Source organism: Streptomyces sp. NPDC003036, assembly GCF_040611175.1.
Lineage (GTDB): Bacteria > Actinomycetota > Actinomycetes > Streptomycetales > Streptomycetaceae > Streptomyces.
Genome location: NZ_JBEXNO010000043.1, coordinates 45,145 through 67,329, shown reverse-complemented (window position 1 = coordinate 67,329; position 22,185 = coordinate 45,145). Strand labels below are relative to the sequence as shown.

Here is a 22,185-nt window from a genome sequence, read left to right as displayed (position 1 = left end):
CATTCCGAACCCGGAAGCTAAGCCTTTCAGCGCCGATGGTACTGCAGGGGGGACCCTGTGGGAGAGTAGGACGCCGCCGAACAATTATTGTGGGGAAGCCCCGCACCGTTATGGTGCGGGGCTTTTCTGCGTTCACGGCCCGAAAGGCCGGTCGCGGAAATGGGTTGGCCAGCGGGGGCTCGGGCGGCCAGGATCGGGGGATGCGATACGTCATCCGTTCCCTCCGCGCCGACGAGTGGCGCCAGGCCCGAGCGATACGCCTGGCCGCCCTCCAGGACCCCGCCGCGCCCCTCGCCTTCCTCGATACGTACGAGAACGCCTCCGCCCAGCCCGACGACTTCTGGCGCGGGCGGACGGCCGGGGCGGCGGAAGGCAGCGACAGCGCCCGCCAGTTCGTCGCCGAGGCGCCGGACGGCAGCTGGGCGGGCACCGTCACCGTGCTCGTGGAGCGGGCGGGCGGGGACGTACGGTTCGGGGAGCCGGCGAAGCTGGACCAGACGCATGTCGTCGGCGTGTACGTACGGCCCGAGGCGCGCGGCAGCGGGCTGGCCGAGGCGCTGATGCGCGCGGGCGTGGAGTGGTCCTGGTCGCTGGAGGGCCCCCCGGTCGAACGCGTACGGCTCTATGTGCACGAGCGGAACGCGCGCGCCGCGGCGCTCTACCGCAAGGTGGGCTTCGTACCGACGGGTGAGAGCGTCCCCTTGGAGGGCGACGGCGACGGTGCTCTGGAGCTGGAGTACGAGATCAGGCGGCCGGAGTCGTCCGTCACGGTGTGAGCGTGTGGTGCGGCCAGCGGGCGCGGCCCTGCTCGGGGGAGCGGAGCAGGGCGAGCGTGGGCATGCCGGTGTCCTGACCTGACATCAGCAGGTCGGGCAGTTGGGGCAGCGGGGCCACCGCGGCGATGTCGTCGAGGACCAGCGTCATTGGTGGGTCGAGCCGACCGTCGGATGACCGTGCGGCCATGCGGCGGCCGTGCTCGACCACGTACGAGGCGAGCGCGGTGAGAAGGGGCATCGCGCCCGGGCGGGTGCGGGGATCCTCGATGGATTCCCCCACCACATAAAGGGTGCCCCCTTCCGCGATGAATGATTCCAAGGTCAGCGAATCAGTTCGATGAGGTGTGCACGCCTCGCGGATGTGGACCGAGGAGAGCGACGACAGCGCTCGGACCGTCAACTCCTGGGCGATCTCGCGGCGTTCCGGATACGCGGTGAGGGCGGACTCCAGGAGGCCGGCGTGGCTGTTGGTGGCCTTGGGGTGGGTGCGCAGGATGCGTACGGGTTCGTGGGCGCCGTTGTTCTGCGCCCAGCGGTGCACCTGCTTGAACGGGCGTCCGTCGACGGCCGCGGCGTGCAGCCAGCAGCGCATGAGCGTTTCGGCGGTGTCCGCGACGGCCGCGTCCATCCGGGCCGGAGGCCGCACGGGCCCGAGGAGCGCGGCGGCGCGGGCCGCCGCCGTGTCGGTGTCCTCGCACCCGGAGGTGGGGGACCAGTGGAGGCGAGCCGGCGTGTCGCAGAGGTGGCTGGGGTCGTAGACGAGGACCGGGCCGAGCTTCGCACGGGCGTCCTTGGTCTCCGCCCAGAGGCCGGGGTCGGAGGTGACGACGAGGGCGGCGCCTTCGGCGTCGTGGATGGCCTGGAGAGCGGTCGGGCGGCGCGTGTCGGGGCCGCCGTAGAAGACGCGGTCGGGCGTGCGGGGGGTCGGGACCGTGCGGGCGGTGAGTACGGGGGCAGGGGCCGTGTCTGCGGCGGTACCTGGAGTCCCTGACGTCGCTGTGTCCGGCGTCGGGGCCGGCGCGGGGGCCGGTGCGCTGCGGGTCTCAACGGGCGCGGGCCCGCGGTCCGGCTCGCGGTCGGGCTCGTACGCGTACGGCTTGCTCTGCCGACGGGTGGCCCGTACCGCGCGCCAGCGGGCCAGGGTGCCGAGGACGAACACCGTGAGCACCACCAGCACCATCAGCTCGCCGATGAACAGGCCCCAGAACAGCCCGTACCCCGACAGCTGGGCCGACGGGGTCTCCGGCCAGGCCGCCGCGAGGTCGTGGGGCTGGGAGACGAGCGCGCGCATCGCCAGCGGCGTACGGCCGAAGGTGACGGAGTCCGGCCAGGCGCCGTGCGCGAACATGCCTGAGAGGCCGGTGGCGGACCACACCAGCAGCGTCACGCCGAGCAGGAAGCCCAGCAGCCCCACCAGCAGGCCGTCGGGGATGCCCCCCTCGTTCGTACCGCCTCTGCCGTTCTTGCGGTCCATGTCATGGCGGTCCATGTCATGCCACCGTCGACTGTGAGGACTCGTTCATCTGCCGCTCCATGAGGGCCGCGCGCTGCTCCGCCTCCCATTCCGCAGCCTGGATGTCATCGGGTACGGACGACTCCGTCATCGCGCGGTCCGTGTAGACCAGCGGTCGTTCGGCCTCGGTGACCAGGTGTTTGACCACCTGGACGTTGCCGTTGACGTCCCAGACCGCGATGCCGGGCGTGAGCGTGGGGATGATCTCAACGGCCCAGCGCGGAAGCCCCAGTACCCGGCCCGTCGCCCGCGCCTCGTCCGCCTTCTGGGCGTAGATCGTGCGCGTGGACGCCATCTTCAGGATCGCTGCCGCCTCCCGGGCGGCCGCTCCGTCCACGACGTCGGAGAGGTGGTGGACGACCGCCACGAAGGACAGGCCGAGGCGTCGGCCGAACTTCAGCAGGCGCTGGAAGAGCTGCGCGACGAACGGGCTGTTGATGATGTGCCACGCCTCCTCCACCAGGAAGATGCGCTTCTTGCGGTCCGGCCGGATCCAGGTGTGCTCCAGCCACACGCCCACGATGGCCATCAGGATCGGCATCGCGATCGAGTTGCGGTCGATGTGGGAGAGGTCGAAGACGATCAGCGGTGCGTCGAGGTCGATCCCGACCGTCGTCGGGCCGTCGAACATGCCCCTCAGGTCACCGTCGACCAACCGGTCCAGGACGAGGGCCACGTCCAGGCCCCAGGCGCGTACGTCGTCTATGGCGACGTTCATCGCCGCCGCCGACTCGGGCTCCGGGTGGCGCAGCTGCTCGACGATGTCGGACAGCACCGGCTGGCGGTCGGTGATGGTCTCGTTGACGTACGCGTGCGCCACCTTGAGCGCGAAGCCGGAGCGCTCGTCCAGGCCGTGCCCCATCGCGACCTCGATGATCGTACGGAGCAGGGCGAGCTGGCCGGTGGTGGTGATCGACGGGTCGAGGGGGTTGAGCCGGATGCCGTCGTCGAGGGCGGCCATCGGGTCGAGCCGGATGGGAGTTATCCCCAGCTGCTGCGCGATCAGGTTCCACTCGCCGACGCCGTCCTCGCCCTGGGCGTCGAGGACGACGACCTGCCGGTCGCGGAAGCGGAGCTGGCGGAGCACGTACGTCTTCTCCAGCGCCGACTTGCCGTTGCCGGACTCGCCGAGGACCAGCCAGTGGGGGGCCGGGAGCTGCTGCCCGTACAGCTGGAAGGGGTCGTAGATGTACCCCTTGCCGCTGTAGACCTCGCGGCCGATGATCACGCCGGAGTCGCCGAGGCCGGGGGCGGCGGTCGGCAGGTAGACGGCTTGGGCCTGGCCCGTCGACGTACGCACGGGCAGGCGGGTCGTCTCCACCTTCCCGAAGAGGAAGGAGGTGAAGGCCTCGGTGAGGGCTGACAGCGGATCTCGCATGAGGATCAGGGCCCCTATCGGCGGATGCCGGTCGCGAACGGCAAGGTGTTCACAAAGGCCCGGTGGTGTTCGCGGTCGCACCACTCCAACTTCAGATACGACTTGCCGGCCGAGGCCCTGATCGTCCGCTTGTCCCTGGCCAGGGCCTCGGGCGAACGAGACGACACAGTGATGTACCCGACAAGATTCACTCCTGCCGCGCCGCTGGCGAGATCTTCACCCCGCTGGTCGAGCCGGCCGTGCGCGGCGATGTCGCGCGGGTCGACGGTGCGGTTCATCTTGGCGGCACGGCTGGCCTCCGCCTCGTCGTTCGTCTTCTCCGTGAGCATGCGCTCGATGGCGACCTCGGTCGGTTCGAGGTCCATGCAGACGGCGACGGTACGGATGACGTCGGGGGTGTGAACGAGGAGCGGGGCGAGGAAGTTGACGCCGACGGGCGTCATCGGCCACTCCTTCACCCAGGCCGTGGCGTGGCACCAGGGCGCGCGGGTGGACGATTCGCGGGTCTTGGCCTGGAGGTAGGTGGGCTCGACGGCGTCGAGCTCGGCGGGCCAGGCGTTTCTCTTCGTCATCGCCTGGATGTGGTCGATGGGGTGGTCCGGGTCGTACATGGAGTGCACGAGGGAGGCGAGGCGGGCCTGCCCGAGGGGCTGCCGGACCCGGATGTCCGCCTCGGCGAGGCGGGCGCAGATGTCGGTGAGCTCGCGGGCCATGACGACGGCGAGGCCGGCGTCCTTGTCGAGCTTCCGCGGGCCGGAGGTGCCGGCGGCGTGGCGGGCGGCGCGGGCCATGGCGTGGGCTTCGGCGGCCAGTTCGCGGGTGTAGTGCATGCAGGCGACGAGGTACGCGCGGTGCTGCTCGCTGGAGGTCGACACCATGGACTGGAGCTGGTCGTACGACTCCTGGAGCCAGGCGGGGCTCCTGGGGTCGCCGCGCTGGGCGACGTCCTTGGCGTGGGCGTCGGGGTCGGCGGGGAGGGTGCGGGCCAGCATCTGAATGCGCGTCACGAAGCCGTCGCCGTTGGCGACGTGCTTGAGAAGCGTGCCGAAACGGTCCACCAGGGCTTCCTGGTCCTCGCTGTCGCGCAGGCCGACGCCCGGGCCCTCGATCTCGATGGCGGCGGTGACGGTGCGGCGGTCGGCGTGGAGGAGGACGGCGATCTCGTCGGGGCCGAAGGGGGCGGAGAGCCAGTTGATGCGGCCGATGCCGGGCGGCGGGCCGACCTCGACCTCGCGGCCGTCGAGCCGGGTGCCGGCCTCCATGGCGGCGGAGCGGTAGGCGGTGCCCTGGCGGAGGGTGCGCTTGTAGCTGCGGTTGATCTCAAACCATTTGTAGAAGGTGCGGTGCTTGTACGGGACGTACACGGCGGCGAGGGCCAGCATCGGGAAGCCCATGAGCAGCACGATCCGCAGCGACAGGACCGGGACGAGCAGCCCGCTCATCATGCCGAGGAACGCGCCGGCGATGATCAGGGCGATCTCGCCGGTCTCGCGGTTCTTGCCGATGATGGCGTTGGGCCGGGCCCTGCCGATGAGATACGTGCGGCGGGGCGTGATCGCTGGGGACTGGGTCGTCAACGCCCTCCACCTCCTGTGCTTCCGGTGGTTCCTGTGCTCTTGCGGTGGCTGTGGGGGGTGCTGGTGGTCGGACTGCTGCTACTGGGGCTGCGGGGCGGGGGTGCGGCGGAGGGGACAGTTCCGCCGCCGCCCGCGCCGCCTCCGGCGCCTCCTGCCGTGGGCGTACGGGAGCTGTGGGCGGCCACGCCGCCGGTGAGGGCACCGGCAGACTGGGGCGCGCCGGAGCCGCCGGAGCCGCCCGTGTCGTTGCGGGTGCTGTGGGTCTTGATGCCCTGAGAGACGAGGGCGGCCGGCGAGGAGATGACGGCGGCGGCCTTGTTCTCGGCGCTGTTCTGGATGCGGTTGTTGCGGGAGGCCGCGATCTCGTCGCCGAAGCCGGGGACGAAGCGGTAGATCATCGCGGAGGCGAAGATGGCGAGCAGGATGATGGCGAGGCCCGTGACGACGGCGGAGAACGCCTTCGGCCCGTCGTCGCCGGCGAGCGCCCCGGCGAGGCCGAGCACGATGATGATGACCGGTTTGACCAGGATGACCGCGATCATGATGCCGGCCCAGCGGCGTACGTGGCCCCAGAGGTTCTTGTCGACGAGTCCGGCGTACACGACGACGCCGAGGAGGGCGCCGACGTACAGGAGCACGGCCCGGAGGAACAGCTCCAGGTAGAGCACGCCCGCGGCGAGGACGGTCACGAGCGACACGATGATCAGCATGATCGGCCCGCCGCCGATGCCGTCGCCCTTCTGGAGCGCCTCCTTGAAGCCGCCGAAGAAGACGTCCGTCTGGCCGCCGGTGCTCTGCGCGATCACCTCGGTGACGGCGTCGGTCGCGGAGACGACGGTGTAGAGGATCAGCGGCGTGAAGGCGGACGCGAGGACCGTCAGCCACAGGAACCCGATGGCCTCGGACATGGCCGTCGCGAGCGGTACGCCGCGGATGGCGCGCTTGGCGACGGCGAGGAGCCAGAGGAGGAGGGTGAGGAAGGTGGCGGCGGCGAAGACGACGGCGTACTGGGAGAGGAAGGTGCCGTTGGTGAAGTCCACCTCGGCGGTGGACTTCACGGCCTTCGACAGCGCGTCGACGATCGATACGGCGGCGTCGGCGCAGCCGCGGGCGAGGGAGGCGAGGGGGTCGAGGGCGGCGGTGGGGTCGGTGGGGGTGGAGCGGGAGCCGGGGGCGGGGCCGCTGCCGTTGTCGCAGTAGTCGCGGGCAGGGCCTCGGATGAGGTCGCACGGGTCGTTGCTGCCACTCGGCGAGGGTGACGGCGTCGGTGCGGCGACGGCGCGGCTCGCCAGCAGCACGACAACCGTCTGGACCGCCGTGAGGGCCGCGGCGGTCCGGACGATGCGTTGAGGGCGCTTACCGGGCATAGGTGAACCCTCCGAACTGCTGGACAGCGCCGGACATCTCCTCGGCGCTGGACGCGGCCTGGTCACGGCCCACCGGAACGGGGCCGTCCTTCTGCGTGAAGTCGGTGACCTTCCAGTCGCCGTTGACCCACTTCAGTTCGAACGTGTTCGTGTACCAGCTTTCGGAGACCGGATTCTTCGAACCCTCACCGGCGAGACCGAAGAGAGCTGAGTACCAGACGGCCACGGTCGCCGTGTCCTCGCTGAACCGCTCCACCTTCGACCCCACGGGGGTGAAGCGGGATACGAACGTCATCCCGCTCGGCGGTGTCCCATCCGGGTTCAGTCCGATGCTGGTCAGGAACTTGGAGTCGGAGTACACCTTGTCGAGGGCGCCTCGGCGGGCGGCGGCCACGTCGGGCGCGTACACGGCGTTGACGATTGCCTGACGCTGTTCGGCGTGGTACATGCCGTCAGACCCCAGCGCCACCGCGTAATTCGCCGCCGCGCTCTGCGCCCCCTGCTCGTCGTGCGCGTACCCCGTCGGGATCGTGCCGTCCTTGCCCGTCACCGGGCGCACGCCCGTCGCCGACGTGGGGGCCCCGGCCCCCGGGCCCTTGGCGGTGTCGTCGGAGGTGCCCTCGCCGGTGCCGCTTCTGTTCGCGAAGGCGATGGCGGCGATCAGCAGCACCACCACACCCACCACCGTGATCAGCGAGCGCGAGTTGCGCGCGGGGCGGCGGGCGCCGCCGTAGACGTCGCCGGTGCCGCCGTCGGGCAGGCGGGTGCGGGTCTGGCCGCCGTCGTTCTCGTCGCCGAGGCTCATGACGGGTACGCCCCCTCAACCTTTCGCTGTTCGGTGTGGTGACTTGACATCAGGTGACGCAACCTCAGGGACCGGGGACCGCGGGGGCCGCTGGCGGGAGGGGCTAGACGGCCATCCCGTACACGATGGTGAAGAGCGTGCCCAGCGAGCCGATGATGAAGACCCCGGTCAGGCCGGCCACGATGAGGCCCTTGCCCTGTTCGGCGCTGAACGTGTCCCGGAGGGCGGTCGCGCCGATGCGCTGCTTCGCCGCTCCCCAGATCGCGATGCCCAGGCACAGCAGGATGGCCACGGCCATCACGACCTCGATCATCACGCGGGCCTCGTTACCAAGGCTCCCGAAAGGCCCCCAGTTCGGGGCGATTCCGCCGATGATGGTGGTGATGTCGCCTTTTTCAGCCGCCAGGTACATGTAACTCACCGCCCCTGTTGGGTAATTCGACGCCCCTGCCACTCGGCACGGGTCACCGCACTATCTTCGCTGATGAAACCGCCCGCGTATGCCGACTTGGCTGGTCTCTTTACCCGATCCCCGCACGTTTGACCGGTCCGACCGTCGTGACCTGCGTCGGTTGGTGAACCGGGTGAGCGCGCGTACGCGTACGGTCACTCTGTGTATCACGGGGGGTGACTCCGGGCAATGACTGTCGTTGTCCCACCTTGGGCCCGTATGCGCGGTACGCCGCGCCGTTCCGTCAGCTCCGTCAGCGGTACGCGCCGACGAGGCGCGCCAGGTGACGACCCGCCAGCAGCAGGGGCTCCTCGTCGCGGTTGACCTGGGCGGTGACCTCGGCGCCCTCCAGGGTGTTGATGACCGTCACCGCCAGTTCGCGGGCGTCGGCGGCCGGGAGGCCGGAGCGGAGGAGCTTGTCGGCGACCATGTCCTGCCAGGCGCGGAGCGCGGTGGCGCAGGCGCGCTGGATCTCGGAGTCCGCGTCGCCGAGGGTCTCCAGGGCGGTGGCCGTGACGGGGCAGCCGTCGACCCAGCCGGACTCGCGCAGCGCCTCGGCGAGGAGACGGGCGCAGGCGTCCACGGCGGCGGCCGGGTCGTCGTGGACGGCCAAGGCCTCGCGGAGGATGGCCGCGAAGTCCTCGCCGCTGTGGGTGATCGCGGCGACGGCCACGGCCTCCTTGCCACCCGGGAAGAAGTGGTAGACGGAGCCGAGGGTGGCCTGCGCCTCCTTGGCGATCTGCTTGATGCCCGTGCCGACGTACCCCTGGCGCTGGATGAGGCGCGCTGCGGCGACGACGATCCGGTCGCGGGTGCTGGAGGGGGAGGCGGTGGGGGTGGCGGCGGGCTGCATGGGGCGATCCTAGCGAGAAATTGAGTAGAGCGTTCGTTCTAGAGCCGTGCTACGGTCACGTCAGCGCTCTGGATAGAGCGTTCGTTCTAGCGACTCCAGAAGGGGTTCCCCGTGAACATCGACAAGACCTCCGCCCCCGTCACCACCGCCCGCACTCCCGTCACCGTCATCGGTCTCGGCCCCATGGGCGAGGCCATGGCCGGTGCCTTCCTCGACCGCGGCCACCGCGTCACCGTCTGGAACCGCACCGCCTCCCGCGCCGGCGCCCTCGTCGCGCGCGGGGCGCACCTCGCGCCCACCGTCGACGACGCCCTCCGCGCGGCCGAGCTCGTGGTGGTGAGCCTGACCGACTACGACGCCCTGTACGCCGTCCTGGGCAGTGCCGACCCCGCCGCCCTCGCCGGCCGCGTCCTCGTCAACCTCACCTCCGACACCCCGGCCAAGGCCCGCGCCGCGGCCGCCTGGGCCGCCGAGCGCGGGGCCACGCAGCTCACCGGCGGCGTACTCACGCCGCCCTCCGGCATCGGCAGCCCCGACACCACCACCCTCTACAGCGGCCCGCGCGAGGTGTTCGAGGCGCACCGGGCCACGCTGGAGGTGCTGACGGGCACCGCCGACCACCGGGGCGAGGACCCGGGCCTGGCGGCGCTCCTCTACCAGCTCAACATGGTCATGTTCTGGACCGCCCTGACCAGCTACTGGCAGGCCCTCGCCATGGCCGACGCCCATGGCCTGAAGGCCGCCGACATCCAGACCCTGGCCGTCGACGCGCTGAACCTGAAGCAGTTCGTGGAGTTCTACGCGCCCCGCGTCGACGCGGGCGACCACCGCGGCGACGTCGACCGGCTGGCCATGGGCGTCGCCAGCGCCGAGCACGTCCTCCACACCGCCGTGGACGCGGGCGTCGACGGCGCGCTGCCCGCGGCCGTCCTCGACATCTTCCGGCGCGGCATGGCGGCCGGACACGGCGCGGACAGCTCCTCCAGCCTCGTCGAGGTGCTGAAGAAGCCGAACACGTGACGGAATTGGCGGTTACGTTGGTGGCGTGACCGACATCGCATCGAGGGTCGACACCCACAGGCCGCACACCGCCCGCATCTGGAACTACTGGCTCGGCGGCAAGGACAACTACCCCGTCGACCGCGAAGCCGGCGACCGGATCCGCGCCCTCCACCCCGGCATCGGCGCGTACGCCCGCGCGGACCGGCTCTTCCTCGGGCGCGCGGTGCGGCACCTGGCGGCGGAGGCGGGCATCCGCCAGTTCCTGGACGTCGGCACCGGACTGCCGACCGCCGACAACACCCACGAGGTCGCGCAGCGCGTGGCGCCGGACGCGCGCGTCGTGTACGTCGACAACGACCCGCTCGTCCTCGCCCACGCCCGCGCCCTGCTCACCGGCGCGCCGGAGGGGCGCACGGACTACGTGGACGCCGACCTGCGCGACACGGACGCCATCCTGGCGGCCGCGGCCAAGACCCTGGACCTCGACCGGCCCGTCGCGCTCATGCTGCTGGGCGTCGTCATGTTCGTCGAGGATGACGCTGAGTCGTACGCCGTCGTCCGGCGCCTGATGGACGCGCTGGCGCCCGGCAGCCACCTGGTGCTGTCCCACACCGTGCGCCACCCGGCGATGCCGGACGTCGACGCGGCGGTCGCCTTCTGGAACGAGCACGGCACCCCGAAGCTCACCCAGCGCACCCCCGAGGCCATCACCCGCTACTTCGAGGGCCTGGAGCTCCTGGCCCCGGGCGTCGTCTCCTGCTCCCGCTGGCGTTCCGAGGAACAAGCACCGGAAGAGGTCGCGATGTACGCGGGCGTCGGCCGCAAGCTCTGAGTAGGCCCCTGAAAACAGGGTCCGCCACCTACACTGATCCCCGGGTGGAGTCCCACAGCGCGAGGGGTGGTTGACGGTGCGTAAGGGCTGGCTCGTCGCCGGGGGAGCCGTCGGGCTGTGCATGGCGTTCGTCGCGTTGCTCGTCGTCGGGACGTACTCCGCGGCCGCCGGGCTGTTCGGCGGGGCCCAGGCGGGGGCGCAGGGTGTCGTGGGACTGGCCAAGGGGGCCGTGCCCGCGGCGTACCAGGGGCTCGTGCAGAAGTGGGGGAACCTGTGTCCCGCCATCAACCCGGCTCTGCTGGCCGCGCAGTTGTACCAGGAGAGCGGCTTCAACCCCAAGGTGACCAGCCACGCCAACGCCATGGGCATCGCGCAGTTCATCCCCGGCACCTGGGCCTCGCACGGCATCGACGGTGACGGGGACGGCGACCGGGACGTGTGGGACCCGGCGGATGCCATCCCGTCAGCCGCCTCGTACGACTGCGAGTTGGCCGGGTACGTGAAGGACGTACCCGGCGACCGCACCAACAACATGCTCGCGGCCTACAACGCCGGTGCGTACCGGGTGATAAAGGCCGGCGGGGTGCCGCGGATCAGCGAGACGCAGAACTACGTCCGGATCATCCGCTCCCTGGAGAAGAGCTTCGCCCGCCCCGTGGGGCGCGTGGCGCCCTCGCGGCAGGCGGCCGGGGCGATCTACTTCGCGCAGAAGAAGCTCGGCACGCCGTACCTGTGGGGCGGCAACGGCACGCCCGAGCAGCAGGGCCGGTTCGACTGCTCCGGGCTCACGCAGGCCGCCTACCGGACCGTGGGGATCGAGCTGCCGCGCGTCGCGAACGACCAGTACAACGCCGGACCGCACCCGTCGCGGGACGAGCTGCTGCCGGGCGATCTGGTGTTCTTCTCCGACGACTTGACGAACTCGCGGGCCATCCGGCACGTGGGTATCTACGTCGGTGGCGGGTACATGATCAACGCGCCGTACACCGGCGCCGTCATCCGGTTCGACAAGATCGACACCCCCGACTACTTCGGCGCCACCCGCGTCACCGAAGATGGCGCGAAAGCACTGCCGAACCGCGCGGCCGATCCGGTCTGAGCTGCGGCGACGTATCTCTCTTCGATAACGTCATCGTGATCGTTCGGTGGAGAGTGGAACGTACGCTTCCCTCGTGTCGTTCCCTGGACTGACACAGTGACAAGGCAAGGGGCCGCAGCAGATGGCTGGACTCGCATCGGACGGTTCGAACCCCGATGTCAGCCTGCTCTACGACATCAACGGGCTGGCCAAGTCCGCCCCGACCTGGTTCGACCGGGTCATGGAGTTCGTCGGCGAGTACGGGATCATGCTCGCGATGGTGCTGGTCGTGCTCTGGTGCTGGTGGAGCGCGCGCCGGCGCGGCGGCCCGGAGGACTCCATCGCCACCGTCGCCGGGCTGGTGTGGGCGCCGCTCGCCGCCGGGATCGCCCTCCTGGTCAACGTCCCGATCCGGGGCTTCGTGGAGCGGCCCCGGCCCTTCCTCGACCACCAGGGCCTGGAGGTCCTGGTCGCGGGCAAGACCGACTACTCCTTCGTGAGCGACCACGCCACGATGGCCATGGGCATCGGCGCCGCGCTCTTCGTCGCCAACCGGAAGTTCGGCCTCGCCGCCATCGGCCTCGCCCTCGCCGAGGGCTTCTGCCGCGTCTACATGGGCGTCCACTACCCCACCGACGTCGTCGGCGGCTTCGCCCTCGGCACGGCCGTGGCCCTGCTCCTCGCCCCGCTCGCCCTCGCGCTGCTGACGCCGCTCGTGTCGGCCGTGGCCCGTTCGGAACGGGCCGGGTGGCTCGTACGCTCGCGAAAAGCGCGTCCGCGGGGGGAGCGGCACGAGACGGTGGACCTGCCCGACCCCAAGGTGGGCGGTAGCGAGAACGACCTCGCCGCCTGAAGCAGGGCCTCGCCTGAAGCAGGGCCTAGAACGCGTGCGGGAAGGTGAAGCGGCGCTCCGGGTCGTAGCGCCGCTTCACCGCGGTCAGCCGGTCCGCCGCCGGTCCGTAGTACGCCGTGCGCCAGTCCTTCAGCGCCGGGTCGGGGTAGTTCTGGTACGCCGCCCCCGATGCGTACGGGCCCAGCGAGTCCCGCGTGGTCGCCAGCCACGCCCGCTGCGCCGTCCCCGGGGTGCCGGCCGGCCAGGAGGCCGAGTACTGCACCAGGATCCGCTGCCTGCGGTGCACGAAGGCCGTGGCGAGCGGGTCGACGCGGCCCGTCGCGCCGCCGAACGCCGTGAGCTGCAGGGATCCGGTGCCGCCGCCCTCCGCCGCCGGGATCCGGGCGAAGGCCTCCGGGGCGGCCGTCAGCGCCGCGACCGCCGCCGGTGACAGCTCCCGGTCGAAGAAGCCCGACACGGCGGTGTACGTGCCGCGCCGCAGCACGCCCCGCGGATCGCGGCCCGGGGTGGTGCCCGGCAGACGGCACTGCGCCTCGGTCAGTCCGTCGCACCCCGCGTACGCCAGCATCGCGTCCAGGTAGGTGCGAGCGCGCAGGTGTACGCGGTCGGCGGGGGCGCCCGCGTGGTCGGCGAGGCGGTCGAGGGCGTTCTCCAGCTCCGTACGGCCGCCGAGGGTGAAGACGGACAGGGTGACGGCGGGCCTCGAGTCCGCATCCGCCTCCAGGCGCAGGGCCGACCAGATCTCGTCGGGCTGCGCCGGGCCCCACTCCTGCCAGGCGGCCAGTACGGACCGGGCCCGGGCCCAGGGCCAGGTGACCCGCCCGGAGACGACCGTCGCCGGCACCGGGTGCGTACGGAAGCGCAGCTCGGTGACGACCCCCAGGGTCCCGGCCCCGGCACCGCGCAGCGCCCAGAAGAGGTCCGGGTGCTGCTCGGCGTCGGCGGTCAGGCGCCGCCCGTCCGCCGTGACGAGGGTGGCGCCGGTGAGGCTGTCGCAGGTCAGGCCGTACGCGCGCGAGGCCACGCCGTGCCCGCCGCCGAGCGTGAGGCCCGAGATGCCGACCGTCGGGCACGTACCGCCCGGGATCGTACGGCCGTGGCGGGCGAGGGCGCGGTAGACGTGGACGAGCCGGGCGCCCGCGCCGACCGCCGCGGACGTGCCGTCGGGGCGCACGCGGTCGATGCCCGACACGTCGACGACCAGGCGGCCCGTGCCGCTGGACCAACCGGTGTAGGAGTGTCCGCCGCTGCGGATGGCGACCGGCGTGCCGTGGCGGCGCGCGAAGGCGAGGCACTCGCGTACGTCGTCGTCCCCGGCGACGTACGCGACGGCGGCGGGGCGCAGGTGGTCGAAGCGGGTGTTGTAGAGCCGGCGGGCGGTGGCGTATTCGGTGTCCCCGGGGCGTACGAGCGGGCCGTCGAGGCCGCGGGCGAGGGCGGCCCAGTCGTCCATGGGGTGACCCTTCCCCGAAGGGCCCCGCTCAGTCGTCGGCGTCGGCCGGTGGTGCCGTCGTGTGCGCCGCCGCGTCCGTACGGGCCCGGTCCCGCGAGCGCCGCGCCGGGCCCGACCAGCCGCAGCTGCACCGGGCCACGCAGAACGAGCCGCGTTCGACGGTGGTGGCTTCGTGGCCGCTCGTGACGGCCGGAGGTGAGTCATGCACAGGCACGGCACCACGGTACCGGCGTGACGGGGCGCCGCGGTGGTCGTTAAGGGTTGGGGTGTCCCTGGGCCCTCAGGGCCCAGGGGAAGGGTGGGGGTCTCGGTCAGGCAGCACAGGCAGGCAGGTAAGCAGGCAGGCAGCAGCGTCTAGGCGTTGGGGGTTGCAGGCGATGGTGGTGCAGGGACAGCAGCAGCGGCGGCGGTACGGGCGCGGGTTCCCGGTGGCCCCGGTCGTGGCGCCGGTCGTGGCCGTGGTCGTGGCGGTGACGGCCGGTGGGTGTTCCGGCCCCGCGGGCGCGAGCCCCGGTGCCGACGCGGCCGCCGCGGCCGCCGCCGTGCGGGAGGCCCCCGACGCGCTGGCGCGCGCGGGCACGTCCAAGGCCCGTACGTCGATGGAGATGGCGACCGGCGGGACCCGGGTGACGATCCGGGGCGAGGGCGCGTACGACTTCGCCGCGCGGCACGGGCAGCTCAAGGTGGTCCTGCCCAAGGACGCCGCCGGCGGCAGCCGCCACCGGCCGATCACCGAGCTCCTCGCGCCCGGCGCGCTCTACATGAAGAACCGCGGCGCCGGTGTCCCCGCCGACAAGTGGGTGCGCGTCGACACCACGACCCTGGCCGACGGGAACCTGGTCACGGGCGGCGCGACCGATCCGGCGGCCGCCGCCGAGCTGCTGCGCGGCGCCGAGCGCGTCACGTACGTCGGCGAGGAGGAGCTCGCCGGGGTGCCGGTCACGCACTACCGCGGCGTCACCGATCTCGGGCGGGCGGCGCGGGCCGCGTCACCGCAGGTGCGGGGGGCGCTCGCGGCGGCGGCGAAAGGGTTCGCCAAGGACGCGGTGCCGTTCGACGCGTACCTGGACCGGGAGGGGCGGCTGCGGAAGGTGCGCCACCGGTTCAGCTTCACCAACGAGGGGCGCACGGTCGCCGTCGCGTCGACGACGCTGCTGTACGACTTCGGCGTGCCCGTCGTCGTACGGCTTCCGCCCCGGAAGGACATCTACGCCGGGAAGATCGAGGCCTGAGACGGGCGTGAGCCGCGTGATCCGTCAGGGCCCGAAGAATGGTCCGGACGTGCCATGCGCGGCGTGTGGTCCGCTCCCTACGCTGGGATACGCCAGGACCCGCAGGAAGAGGTGATGCGCGTGGCCCCGCTCCCTTCTACGACAGTCCAGGACCACGTGGCCCTCGCCGAGATCGAGCTGTGCGGTGAACTGATGATCGCCGCATCGGCCACGGACGGGGAGCGGCTCAGCGCGGACCTCATCGACGAGGTCCTGAAGGTCACGCCGGCCGCACCCCAGTGAGCCCTGGCTCCGGGCGGAGCGTCAGGTGCGCAGCATGCGGGCGATCGCCTTCGTGGCCTCCTCGACCTTGGCGTCGATCTCGTCGCCGCCCTTGACCGCGGCGTCGGCGACGCAGTGGCGCAGGTGCTCCTCCAGGAGCTGGAGCGCGAAGGACTGCAGGGCCTTCGTGGACGCGGAGACCTGGGTGAGTATGTCGATGCAGTAGACGTCCTCGTCGACCATGCGCTGGAGGCCGCGGATCTGGCCCTCGATGCGGCGCAGGCGCTTGAGGTGCTCGTCCTTCTGCTTGTGGTAGCCGTGCACGCCGTGGTCGTGGTCGGTGACCGGCTCCTCGACGGCCTGCTCCCCGATGGTCTGCTCCTCGACCGGAAGGCCGGCCGCCTCGGTGGTCGTCATCGCGTCCTCCCGTTGTCCAGTAGGGGTTTCTATACCCCTCATGGGTATATGGTACCGATCCTCGCGCCAAGGTGGCGGGGCCCCGGTTCTGTTCACTGTGCCTGATGGGCGACACTGAATGACGCCGGTTAGCCGTGGCCGGATGATGCGCCTAGCATCAGCCTGACCGAAACCCATGCACCCCGAGGACCCCACGTGCGCTTTCGTCTGACCCCCAGGGAGACGAGCTTCTACGACATGTTTTCCGCCTCCGCGGACAACATCGTCACGGGCTCCAAACTCCTGATGGAACTGCTCGGGGCGGAATCCTCCGCCCGGGCCGAGATCGCGGAGCGGATGCGGGCGGCGGAGCACGCGGGTGACGACGCGACCCACGCGATCTTCCACCAGCTGAACTCCTCCTTCATCACGCCGTTCGACCGCGAGGACATCTACTCCCTCGCGTCGTCGCTCGACGACATCATGGACTTCATGGAGGAGGCCGTCGACCTCGTCGTCCTCTACAACGTGGAGGAACTGCCGAAGGGCGTCGAGCAGCAGATCGAGGTGCTGGCGCGGGCGGCGGAGCTGACCGCCGAGGCGATGCCGCACCTGCGGACGATGGAGAACCTCACCGAGTACTGGATCGAGGTCAACCGGCTCGAGAACCAGGCCGACCAGATCCACCGCAAGCTGCTGGCCCACCTCTTCAACGGCAAGTACGACGCCATCGAGGTGCTCAAGCTGAAGCAGATCGTGGATGTGCTGGAAGAGGCCGCTGACGCCTTCGAGCACGTGGCCAACACGGTGGAGACCATCGCGGTCAAGGAGTCCTGAGCTTCGTGGACACCTTCGCACTGGTCGTGACCATCGCGGTCGCGCTCGGCTTCACGTACACGAACGGCTTCCACGACTCGGCGAACGCCATCGCCACGTCCGTCTCCACGCGGGCGCTGACGCCGCGCGCGGCGCTGGCGATGGCCGCGGTGATGAACCTCGCGGGCGCCTTCCTCGGCAGCGGGGTCGCCAAGACCGTGAGCGAGGGCCTGATCGCGACGCCCGAGGGCTCGCGCGGCATGGGCATCCTCTTCGCGGCGCTGGTCGGCGCGATCGTCTGGAACCTCATCACCTGGTACTTCGGCCTGCCCTCGTCCTCGTCGCACGCGCTGTTCGGCGGCATGGTCGGCGCGGCGCTGGCGGGTGGGACCGATGTGATCTGGTCGGGCGTCGTCGACAAGATCGTCATCCCGATGTTCATCTCGCCGGTGGTCGGCCTGGTGGTCGGCTACCTGGTGATGTGCGGGATCATGTGGATCTTCCGCAAGGCGAACCCGCACAAGGCGAAGCGCGGCTTCCGTATCGCCCAGACCGTGTCGGCGGCGGGCATGGCGCTCGGCCACGGCCTCCAGGACGCCCAGAAGACGATGGGCATCGTCGTGATGGCACTGGTCATCGCGGACGTCCACGACGCCGGGGAGGCGATCCCGGTCTGGGTCAAGGTCGCCTGCGCGGTGATGCTGTCGCTGGGTACGTACGCCGGTGGCTGGCGCATCATGCGGACGCTGGGCCGCAAGATCATCGAGCTGGACCCGCCGCAGGGGTTCGCGGCGGAGACGACGGGCGCGTCGATCATGTTCGGCTCGGCGTTCCTGTTCCACGCGCCGATCTCGACGACGCACGTCATCACGTCGGCGATCATGGGTGTCGGCGCGACGAAGCGGGTCAACGCGGTGCGGTGGGGTGTCGCGAAGAACATCATCCTCGGATGGTTCATCACGATGCCGGCGGCGGCGCTGGTCGCCGCGGCGAGCTTCGGCGTGGTGCGGCTGGTGTTCGGCTGACGGCTGCGTGCCGGGCCGTGTTGCTGGGGGTCCGGGGGTTATCCCCCGGGGGATTGCAGTATCACGATGCCGGCGGCGGCGCTGGTCGCCGCGGCGAGCTTCGGTGTGGTGCGGCTGGTGTTCGGCTGACGGCTGCGTGCCGGGCGGGTGCGGTGGGCCCTGCGGGGCTGTTCCCCACCCCGCCCCTTCCCGAACCGGGGCTCTGCCCCCCGGCCCCCGCGCCTCAATCGCCGGCGGGGCTGCTTTTCGAGTGACGGAAGGGCCCGCCCCCTGGGACAGGGGGCGGGCCCTTTGCCTTGCGGTGGCACCGCCATGCAGCACCGCAAGGGGATTCCGGCGGACGGTCTATCCGAAGCGGCCCGAGATGTAGTCCTCGGTGGCCTGGACGGACGGGTTGGAGAAGATCCGCTCCGTGTCGTCGATCTCGACCAGCTTGCCCGGCTGGCCGACCGCCGCCAGGTTGAAGAAGGCGGTGCGGTCCGAGACGCGGGCCGCCTGCTGCATGTTGTGGGTCACGATGACGATCGTGAACCGTTCCTTCAGCTCGCTGATCAGGTCCTCGATGGCGAGCGTGGAGATCGGGTCCAGCGCCGAGCACGGCTCGTCCATCAGCAGGACGTCCGGCTCGACCGCGATCGCGCGGGCGATGCACAGGCGCTGCTGCTGGCCGCCGGAGAGGCCGGAGCCGGGCTTGTTGAGGCGGTCCTTGACCTCGTTCCAGAGGTTCGCGCCCTTGAGGGACCGCTCGACGGTGTCGGCCAGGTCCTGCTTGCGGTAGCTGCCGTTCAGGCGCAGGCCCGCCGCCACGTTGTCGAAGATCGACATCGTCGGGAAGGGGTTCGGGCGCTGGAAGACCATGCCGACCGTGCGGCGCACCGCGACCGGGTCGACGTCCTTGGCGTACAGGTTCTGGTCGTCCAGCATCACCTTGCCCTCGACGCGGCCACCGGGGGTGACCTCGTGCATGCGGTTCAGGGTGCGCAGGAAGGTGGACTTGCCGCAGCCGGACGGGCCGATGAAGGCCGTCACGGAGCGGGGCTCGACGGTCATGGAGATGTCGTCGATCGCCTTGTGGGCGCCGTAGTAGGCGGTCAGGCCGCTGACGTCGATTCGCTTGGCCATGGTTTCGATCACTTCCAGGAGGCCTTAGCGGCCGGTCTTCGGGGCCTTCCAGCGGGCGATGCCGCGGGCGACCAGGTTGAGGATCATGACGAAGGCGATCAGGACGAGTGCGGCGGCCCAGGCGCGGTCGTACGACGCCTCACTGCCGACCTTGTACTGCTCCCAGATGTAGAAGGGGAGCGCGGACTGAGCACCTTCGAAGGGGTTGGTGTTGATCAGCTGGCTGCCGAAGACCAGCAGCATGATCGGCGCTGTCTCACCGGCGATGCGGGCGATGGCGAGCATGACGCCGGTCGTGATGCCGCCGATCGCCGTCGGGATGACGACCTTGAGGATCACGCGCCACTTCGGTACGCCGAGGGCGAGCGCCGCCTCGCGCAGCTCGTTCGGGACGAGCTTGAGCATCTCCTCGGTGGAGCGGACCACGACCGGGATCATCAGGATCGCCAGCGCCAGCGCGCCCATCAGGCCGGACGGCTGGAGGTCGGCCATCAGCATGATGGAGAGGATGAAGAGGCCGGCGACGATCGACGGGATGCCCGTCATGACGTCGACGAAGAACGTCACGGCCTTGGCCAGGGAGCCCTTGCCGTACTCGACGAGGTAGACCGCGGTCAGCAGGCCGATCGGCGCGGAGATGAGGGTGGCGAGGCCGACCTGCTCCAGCGTGCCGACGAGCGCGTGGTAGACACCGCCGCCGACGTCGAAGCCGGGGACGCCGGCCATCGAGTGGGTGAGGAAGTAGCCGTCGAGGACCTTCAGGCCCCGGCTGACCGTGACCCAGATGAGCGAGAACAGCGGGATCACGGCGAGGATGAAGCACACCCACACCACGCTGGTGGCGAGGCGGTCCTTGGCCTGGCGCTGGTTCTCGACGGCCGAGGTCACGGCGTACGAGACGACGACGAAGGCGAGCGCCGAGATCAGGCCCCACTGGATGCGGCTCTCGAGGCCGGCGGCCACGCCGGTGCCGCAGCCGAGGGCGACGGCGACGGCGGCGAAGGCGGCCGGGGCCCAGCGCGGCAGGTGGCGCTGGCTGAGGCTGTCCTTGCGGGGGCGGGGGGCGGCCTTGGCGGGCGCGTCCTGGATTGCGTTGCTCATCAGGCGTTCGCCCCCGAGTACTCCTTGCGGCGCGCGATGATCAGGCGGGCCGCGCCGTTGACCAGCAGGGTGAGGACGAAGAGGACCAGGCCGGAGGCGATCAGGGCGTCACGGCCGAGCTGGTCGGCCTCGTCGAACTTCGCCGCGATGTTCTGGGCGAACGTGCCGCCGCCCGGGTCGAGCAGGTGCAGCGAGATCAGGAAGCTCGGGGAGAGGACGGTGGCGACGGCCATGGTCTCGCCGAGTGCCCGGCCGAGGCCGAGCATCGAGGCGGAGATGACGCCGGAGCGGCCGAAGGGCAGCACGGCGAGCCGGATGACCTCCCAGCGGGTGGCGCCGAGGGCCAGGGCGGCCTCCTCGTTCATGCGCGGCACCTGGAGGAAGACCTCGCGGCTCACGCTGGTCACGATCGGCAGGATCATGATCGCGAGCAGGATGCCGACGGTGAAGAGGGTCCGCGCGACGCCGACCTCGGTCTTGTCGAAGACGTACGTCCAGGCGAAGAACTGGTCCAGCCAGAGGTTCAGGCCCTCCAGGTACGGGACCAGGAAGAGCGCGCCCCAGATGCCGTAGATGATCGACGGTACGGCGGCGAGCAGGTCGACGACGTACGCGAGGGGCGCGGCGAGCCTGCGGGGCGCGTAGTGCGAGATGAACAGCGCGATGCCGACCGCGATCGGGACCGCGATGACCATCGCGATGACCGAGCTCATGATCGTGCCGAAGAGGAGGACCGCGATGCCGAAGACCGGGCGGTCGCCGACCGGGTTCCAGTCGAAGGTGGTGAAGAAGTTGCCCTCGTTCTCGGCGAGGGCGAGCGAGGCCCGGTAGCTGAGGAACACGGCGATCGACGCCATGATCACCAGGAGCAGGATCCCGGAGCCGCGGGAGAGGCCGAGGAAGATCTTGTCGCCCGCGCGGCCGGTGGAGGTGGGGCCCGGCTTCCCGGCGACCGGCGGCGGAGCCGGTGCGTTGTCAGTCGTTATAGCCATGGTCTTTCCGGTCTGTGTGGGGGAAGTCCGCGGTGGCGGCTCCCCTGGCGGCGGTGCACCGGATGGGGTGGGGGGCCGGCCCGGCGAGCGGCCGGGCCGGCCCTGCGTGCGGTTACGACAGGCCGTTGACGGTCTCGCGGACCTTGGCGTTGATCTCGGCCGGGATCGGGGCGTAGCCGGCCTCGGCCAGGACCTTCTGGCCCTCGTCGGAGGCGGTGTAGGTCAGGAAGGACTTGACGGTGCCGAGGGTGTCGGCCTTGTTGCCGGTGTCGCAGACGACCTCGTACGTCACCAGGACGATCGGGTACGCGCCCTCGGCCTTGGTGGTGTAGTCGAGGTCGAGCGCCAGGTCCTTGCCGGTGCCCTTGATCTTGGCGGCGGCGATGGCCTTGGAGGCGTTCTCGGAGGTGGCCGGGACCGGGGCGGGGGCGCCGGTGGCGATCTGGACGGCCGGGATGTTCTGCGAGGCGGCGTAGCTCAGCTCGAAGTAGCCGATGGCGCCCTCGACCTGCTTGACCTGGGCGGCGACGCCGGAGGAGCCGGACGCGGCCTGGCCGCCGGGGGCGGGCCACTTCTTCTCGGCCTCGTACGGCCAGTCGGCCTTGGCGGCCTTGCCGAGGTACTTGCCGAGGTTCTGGGTGGTGCCGGAGTCCTCGGAGCGGTGGAAGGCCTGGATCGGCGTGCTCGGGAGCTTGGCCTCGGGGTTGAGCTTGGCGATCGCCGGGTCGTCCCACTTCTTGATCTTGTCGTTGAAGATCTTGGCGATGGTGGGCGCGTCGAGGACGAGGTCCTTCACGCCGGGGACGTTGTAGCCGATGGCGATCGGGCCGCCGACCATGGGGAGGTTGATGCCCTGGCCGGACTTGCAGATCTTCTTGGACTCGGCGACCTCTTCCGGCTTCAGCGCGGAGTCGGAGCCGGCGAAGCCGACACGGCCCTGGTTGAAGGCGATGATGCCCTCGCCGGAGGAGGAGGACTTGTAGTTGATCTCCACACCCGGACAGGCGGCCATGTAGTTCTTGACCCACAGGTCCATGGCGTTCTTCTGCGCGGAGGAGCCGGAGGCCAGCAGCTGGCCCTTCGCGCCGTCGCACGTGATGTTCGAGGTGGCGCCGGTCTTCTGGCCGCCGTCGGGGGCGCCCGTGTTGTTGTCCGAACCACACGCCGTGAGTACCAGGGCGCCGGAGACGGCGAGGGCGCCGAGCGCGGTGGCGCGAAGCCCGGTCTTGCGCTGAAGCTTCACTGTTTGGGTGTTCCTTCCAGGAGCCGCCGCGGCGTCGTCCGAATCCGTGCGTGAGCGCG

Annotated in this window: 23 protein-coding genes and 1 rRNA gene; 10 read left to right on the top strand and 14 right to left on the bottom strand. The window is 70.9% G+C overall.

The annotated features are described in order from the left end of the window. Both rrf and ABZX67_RS27240 read left to right on the top strand, forming a co-directional pair. Positions 1-82, top strand: a 5S ribosomal RNA gene (rrf, locus tag ABZX67_RS27245); the annotation flags it as partial. A gap of 118 nt (positions 83-200) precedes the next feature. Then, positions 201-776, top strand: a complete 576-nt coding sequence (locus ABZX67_RS27240) for a GNAT family N-acetyltransferase (protein ID WP_355365156.1) — start codon at positions 201-203, stop codon at positions 774-776. On the opposite strand, the gene ABZX67_RS27235 is transcribed toward ABZX67_RS27240, so the two are convergent. The 7 genes from ABZX67_RS27235 to ABZX67_RS27205 all read right to left on the bottom strand — a co-directional run bounded on the left by ABZX67_RS27235 (position 766) and on the right by ABZX67_RS27205 (position 8,720). Further along, a complete protein-coding gene (locus tag ABZX67_RS27235; protein ID WP_355365153.1) occupies positions 766-2,265 on the bottom strand; it encodes a type VI secretion protein in 1,500 nt (499 codons plus the stop codon). The two genes, ABZX67_RS27240 and ABZX67_RS27235, sit on opposite strands and share 11 nt — an antisense overlap. Before the next feature lies 1 nt (position 2,266). Then, positions 2,267-3,667, bottom strand: coding sequence for an ATP-binding protein (locus ABZX67_RS27230; protein WP_355365150.1), 1,401 nt, complete (start codon positions 3,665-3,667; stop codon positions 2,267-2,269). Between the two features lie 14 nt (positions 3,668-3,681). Beyond that, entirely contained in the window at positions 3,682-5,244 is a 1,563-nt protein-coding gene (locus ABZX67_RS27225; protein WP_355365147.1) for an SCO6880 family protein, read from the bottom strand. Beyond that, positions 5,241-6,611: a hypothetical protein gene (locus ABZX67_RS27220; RefSeq protein WP_355365144.1), complete on the bottom strand. Its 1,371-nt coding sequence runs from the start codon at positions 6,609-6,611 to the stop codon at positions 5,241-5,243. Before ABZX67_RS27220 ends, ABZX67_RS27225 begins: the two co-directional genes overlap by 4 nt. Continuing rightward, a complete protein-coding gene (locus ABZX67_RS27215) occupies positions 6,601-7,416 on the bottom strand; it encodes a hypothetical protein (RefSeq protein WP_355365141.1) in 816 nt (271 codons plus the stop codon). Before ABZX67_RS27215 ends, ABZX67_RS27220 begins: the two co-directional genes overlap by 11 nt. A 103-nt stretch (positions 7,417-7,519) precedes the next feature. Further along, positions 7,520-7,828, bottom strand: a complete 309-nt coding sequence (locus tag ABZX67_RS27210; protein WP_017945892.1) for a hypothetical protein — start codon at positions 7,826-7,828, stop codon at positions 7,520-7,522. A gap of 292 nt (positions 7,829-8,120) precedes the next feature. Further along, the gene (locus tag ABZX67_RS27205; RefSeq protein WP_355365138.1) at positions 8,121-8,720 is read right to left on the bottom strand and encodes a TetR/AcrR family transcriptional regulator; all 600 of its coding nucleotides are present in this window, start codon (positions 8,718-8,720) and stop codon (positions 8,121-8,123) included. A 111-nt stretch (positions 8,721-8,831) separates the two neighbouring features. Between ABZX67_RS27205 and ABZX67_RS27200 the strand changes: the two genes are divergently transcribed. The 4 genes from ABZX67_RS27200 to ABZX67_RS27185 all read left to right on the top strand — a co-directional run bounded on the left by ABZX67_RS27200 (position 8,832) and on the right by ABZX67_RS27185 (position 12,485). Then, positions 8,832-9,740 carry an NAD(P)-binding domain-containing protein gene (locus ABZX67_RS27200; protein ID WP_355365135.1) on the top strand — a complete coding sequence of 303 codons (909 nt, stop codon included), beginning with the start codon at positions 8,832-8,834 and terminating at the stop codon, positions 9,738-9,740. A 25-nt stretch (positions 9,741-9,765) separates the two neighbouring features. Then, on the top strand, positions 9,766-10,554 hold the full coding sequence (locus ABZX67_RS27195; RefSeq protein ID WP_355365132.1) for an SAM-dependent methyltransferase: 789 nt from the start codon (positions 9,766-9,768) through the stop codon (positions 10,552-10,554). Between the two features lie 76 nt (positions 10,555-10,630). Next, positions 10,631-11,653: a bifunctional lytic transglycosylase/C40 family peptidase gene (locus ABZX67_RS27190; RefSeq protein ID WP_355365163.1), complete on the top strand. Its 1,023-nt coding sequence runs from the start codon at positions 10,631-10,633 to the stop codon at positions 11,651-11,653. 121 nt (positions 11,654-11,774) lie between these two features. Then, positions 11,775-12,485 carry a phosphatase PAP2 family protein gene (locus ABZX67_RS27185; RefSeq protein WP_355365129.1) on the top strand — a complete coding sequence of 237 codons (711 nt, stop codon included), beginning with the start codon at positions 11,775-11,777 and terminating at the stop codon, positions 12,483-12,485. Positions 12,486-12,510: 25 nt separating this feature from the next. Here the strand turns inward: ABZX67_RS27185 and ABZX67_RS27180 are convergent, their stop codons facing one another. Both ABZX67_RS27180 and ABZX67_RS27175 read right to left on the bottom strand, forming a co-directional pair. Beyond that, positions 12,511-13,938, bottom strand: coding sequence for an FAD-binding oxidoreductase (locus tag ABZX67_RS27180; RefSeq protein ID WP_355365126.1), 1,428 nt, complete (start codon positions 13,936-13,938; stop codon positions 12,511-12,513). 28 nt (positions 13,939-13,966) lie between these two features. Beyond that, positions 13,967-14,152 carry a hypothetical protein gene (locus ABZX67_RS27175; protein ID WP_355365123.1) on the bottom strand — a complete coding sequence of 62 codons (186 nt, stop codon included), beginning with the start codon at positions 14,150-14,152 and terminating at the stop codon, positions 13,967-13,969. 163 nt (positions 14,153-14,315) lie between these two features. Between ABZX67_RS27175 and ABZX67_RS27170 the strand changes: the two genes are divergently transcribed. Next, a complete protein-coding gene (locus tag ABZX67_RS27170; protein ID WP_355365120.1) occupies positions 14,316-15,170 on the top strand; it encodes a hypothetical protein in 855 nt (284 codons plus the stop codon). Between the two features lie 114 nt (positions 15,171-15,284). Next, on the top strand, positions 15,285-15,452 hold the full coding sequence (locus ABZX67_RS27165) for a hypothetical protein (protein ID WP_355365117.1): 168 nt from the start codon (positions 15,285-15,287) through the stop codon (positions 15,450-15,452). Between the two features lie 21 nt (positions 15,453-15,473). On the opposite strand, the gene ABZX67_RS27160 is transcribed toward ABZX67_RS27165, so the two are convergent. Next, positions 15,474-15,848, bottom strand: a complete 375-nt coding sequence (locus ABZX67_RS27160; protein WP_355365160.1) for a metal-sensitive transcriptional regulator — start codon at positions 15,846-15,848, stop codon at positions 15,474-15,476. Positions 15,849-16,043: 195 nt separating this feature from the next. Here ABZX67_RS27160 and ABZX67_RS27155 point away from each other — a divergent pair, with 195 nt between their 5' ends. Both ABZX67_RS27155 and ABZX67_RS27150 read left to right on the top strand, forming a co-directional pair. Further along, on the top strand, positions 16,044-16,664 hold the full coding sequence (locus ABZX67_RS27155; protein ID WP_031073426.1) for a DUF47 family protein: 621 nt from the start codon (positions 16,044-16,046) through the stop codon (positions 16,662-16,664). Positions 16,665-16,669: 5 nt separating this feature from the next. Then, a complete protein-coding gene (locus ABZX67_RS27150; protein WP_355365114.1) occupies positions 16,670-17,668 on the top strand; it encodes an inorganic phosphate transporter in 999 nt (332 codons plus the stop codon). A 345-nt stretch (positions 17,669-18,013) separates the two neighbouring features. Here ABZX67_RS27150 and pstB read toward each other — a convergent pair whose 3' ends face one another. The 4 genes from pstB to pstS all read right to left on the bottom strand — a co-directional run bounded on the left by pstB (position 18,014) and on the right by pstS (position 22,126). Further along, positions 18,014-18,790 (bottom strand): phosphate ABC transporter ATP-binding protein PstB, encoded by a 777-nt coding sequence (pstB, locus tag ABZX67_RS27145; protein WP_355365111.1) that lies wholly within the window; start codon positions 18,788-18,790, stop codon positions 18,014-18,016. Between the two features lie 24 nt (positions 18,791-18,814). After that, positions 18,815-19,891, bottom strand: coding sequence for a phosphate ABC transporter permease PstA (gene pstA, locus ABZX67_RS27140; protein ID WP_355365108.1), 1,077 nt, complete (start codon positions 19,889-19,891; stop codon positions 18,815-18,817). Continuing rightward, positions 19,891-20,883, bottom strand: coding sequence for a phosphate ABC transporter permease subunit PstC (gene pstC, locus ABZX67_RS27135; RefSeq protein ID WP_355365105.1), 993 nt, complete (start codon positions 20,881-20,883; stop codon positions 19,891-19,893). Before pstC ends, pstA begins: the two co-directional genes overlap by 1 nt. 112 nt (positions 20,884-20,995) lie before the next feature. Then, a complete protein-coding gene (pstS, locus tag ABZX67_RS27130; protein WP_355365102.1) occupies positions 20,996-22,126 on the bottom strand; it encodes a phosphate ABC transporter substrate-binding protein PstS in 1,131 nt (376 codons plus the stop codon). Positions 22,127-22,185: the final 59 nt, after the last annotated feature.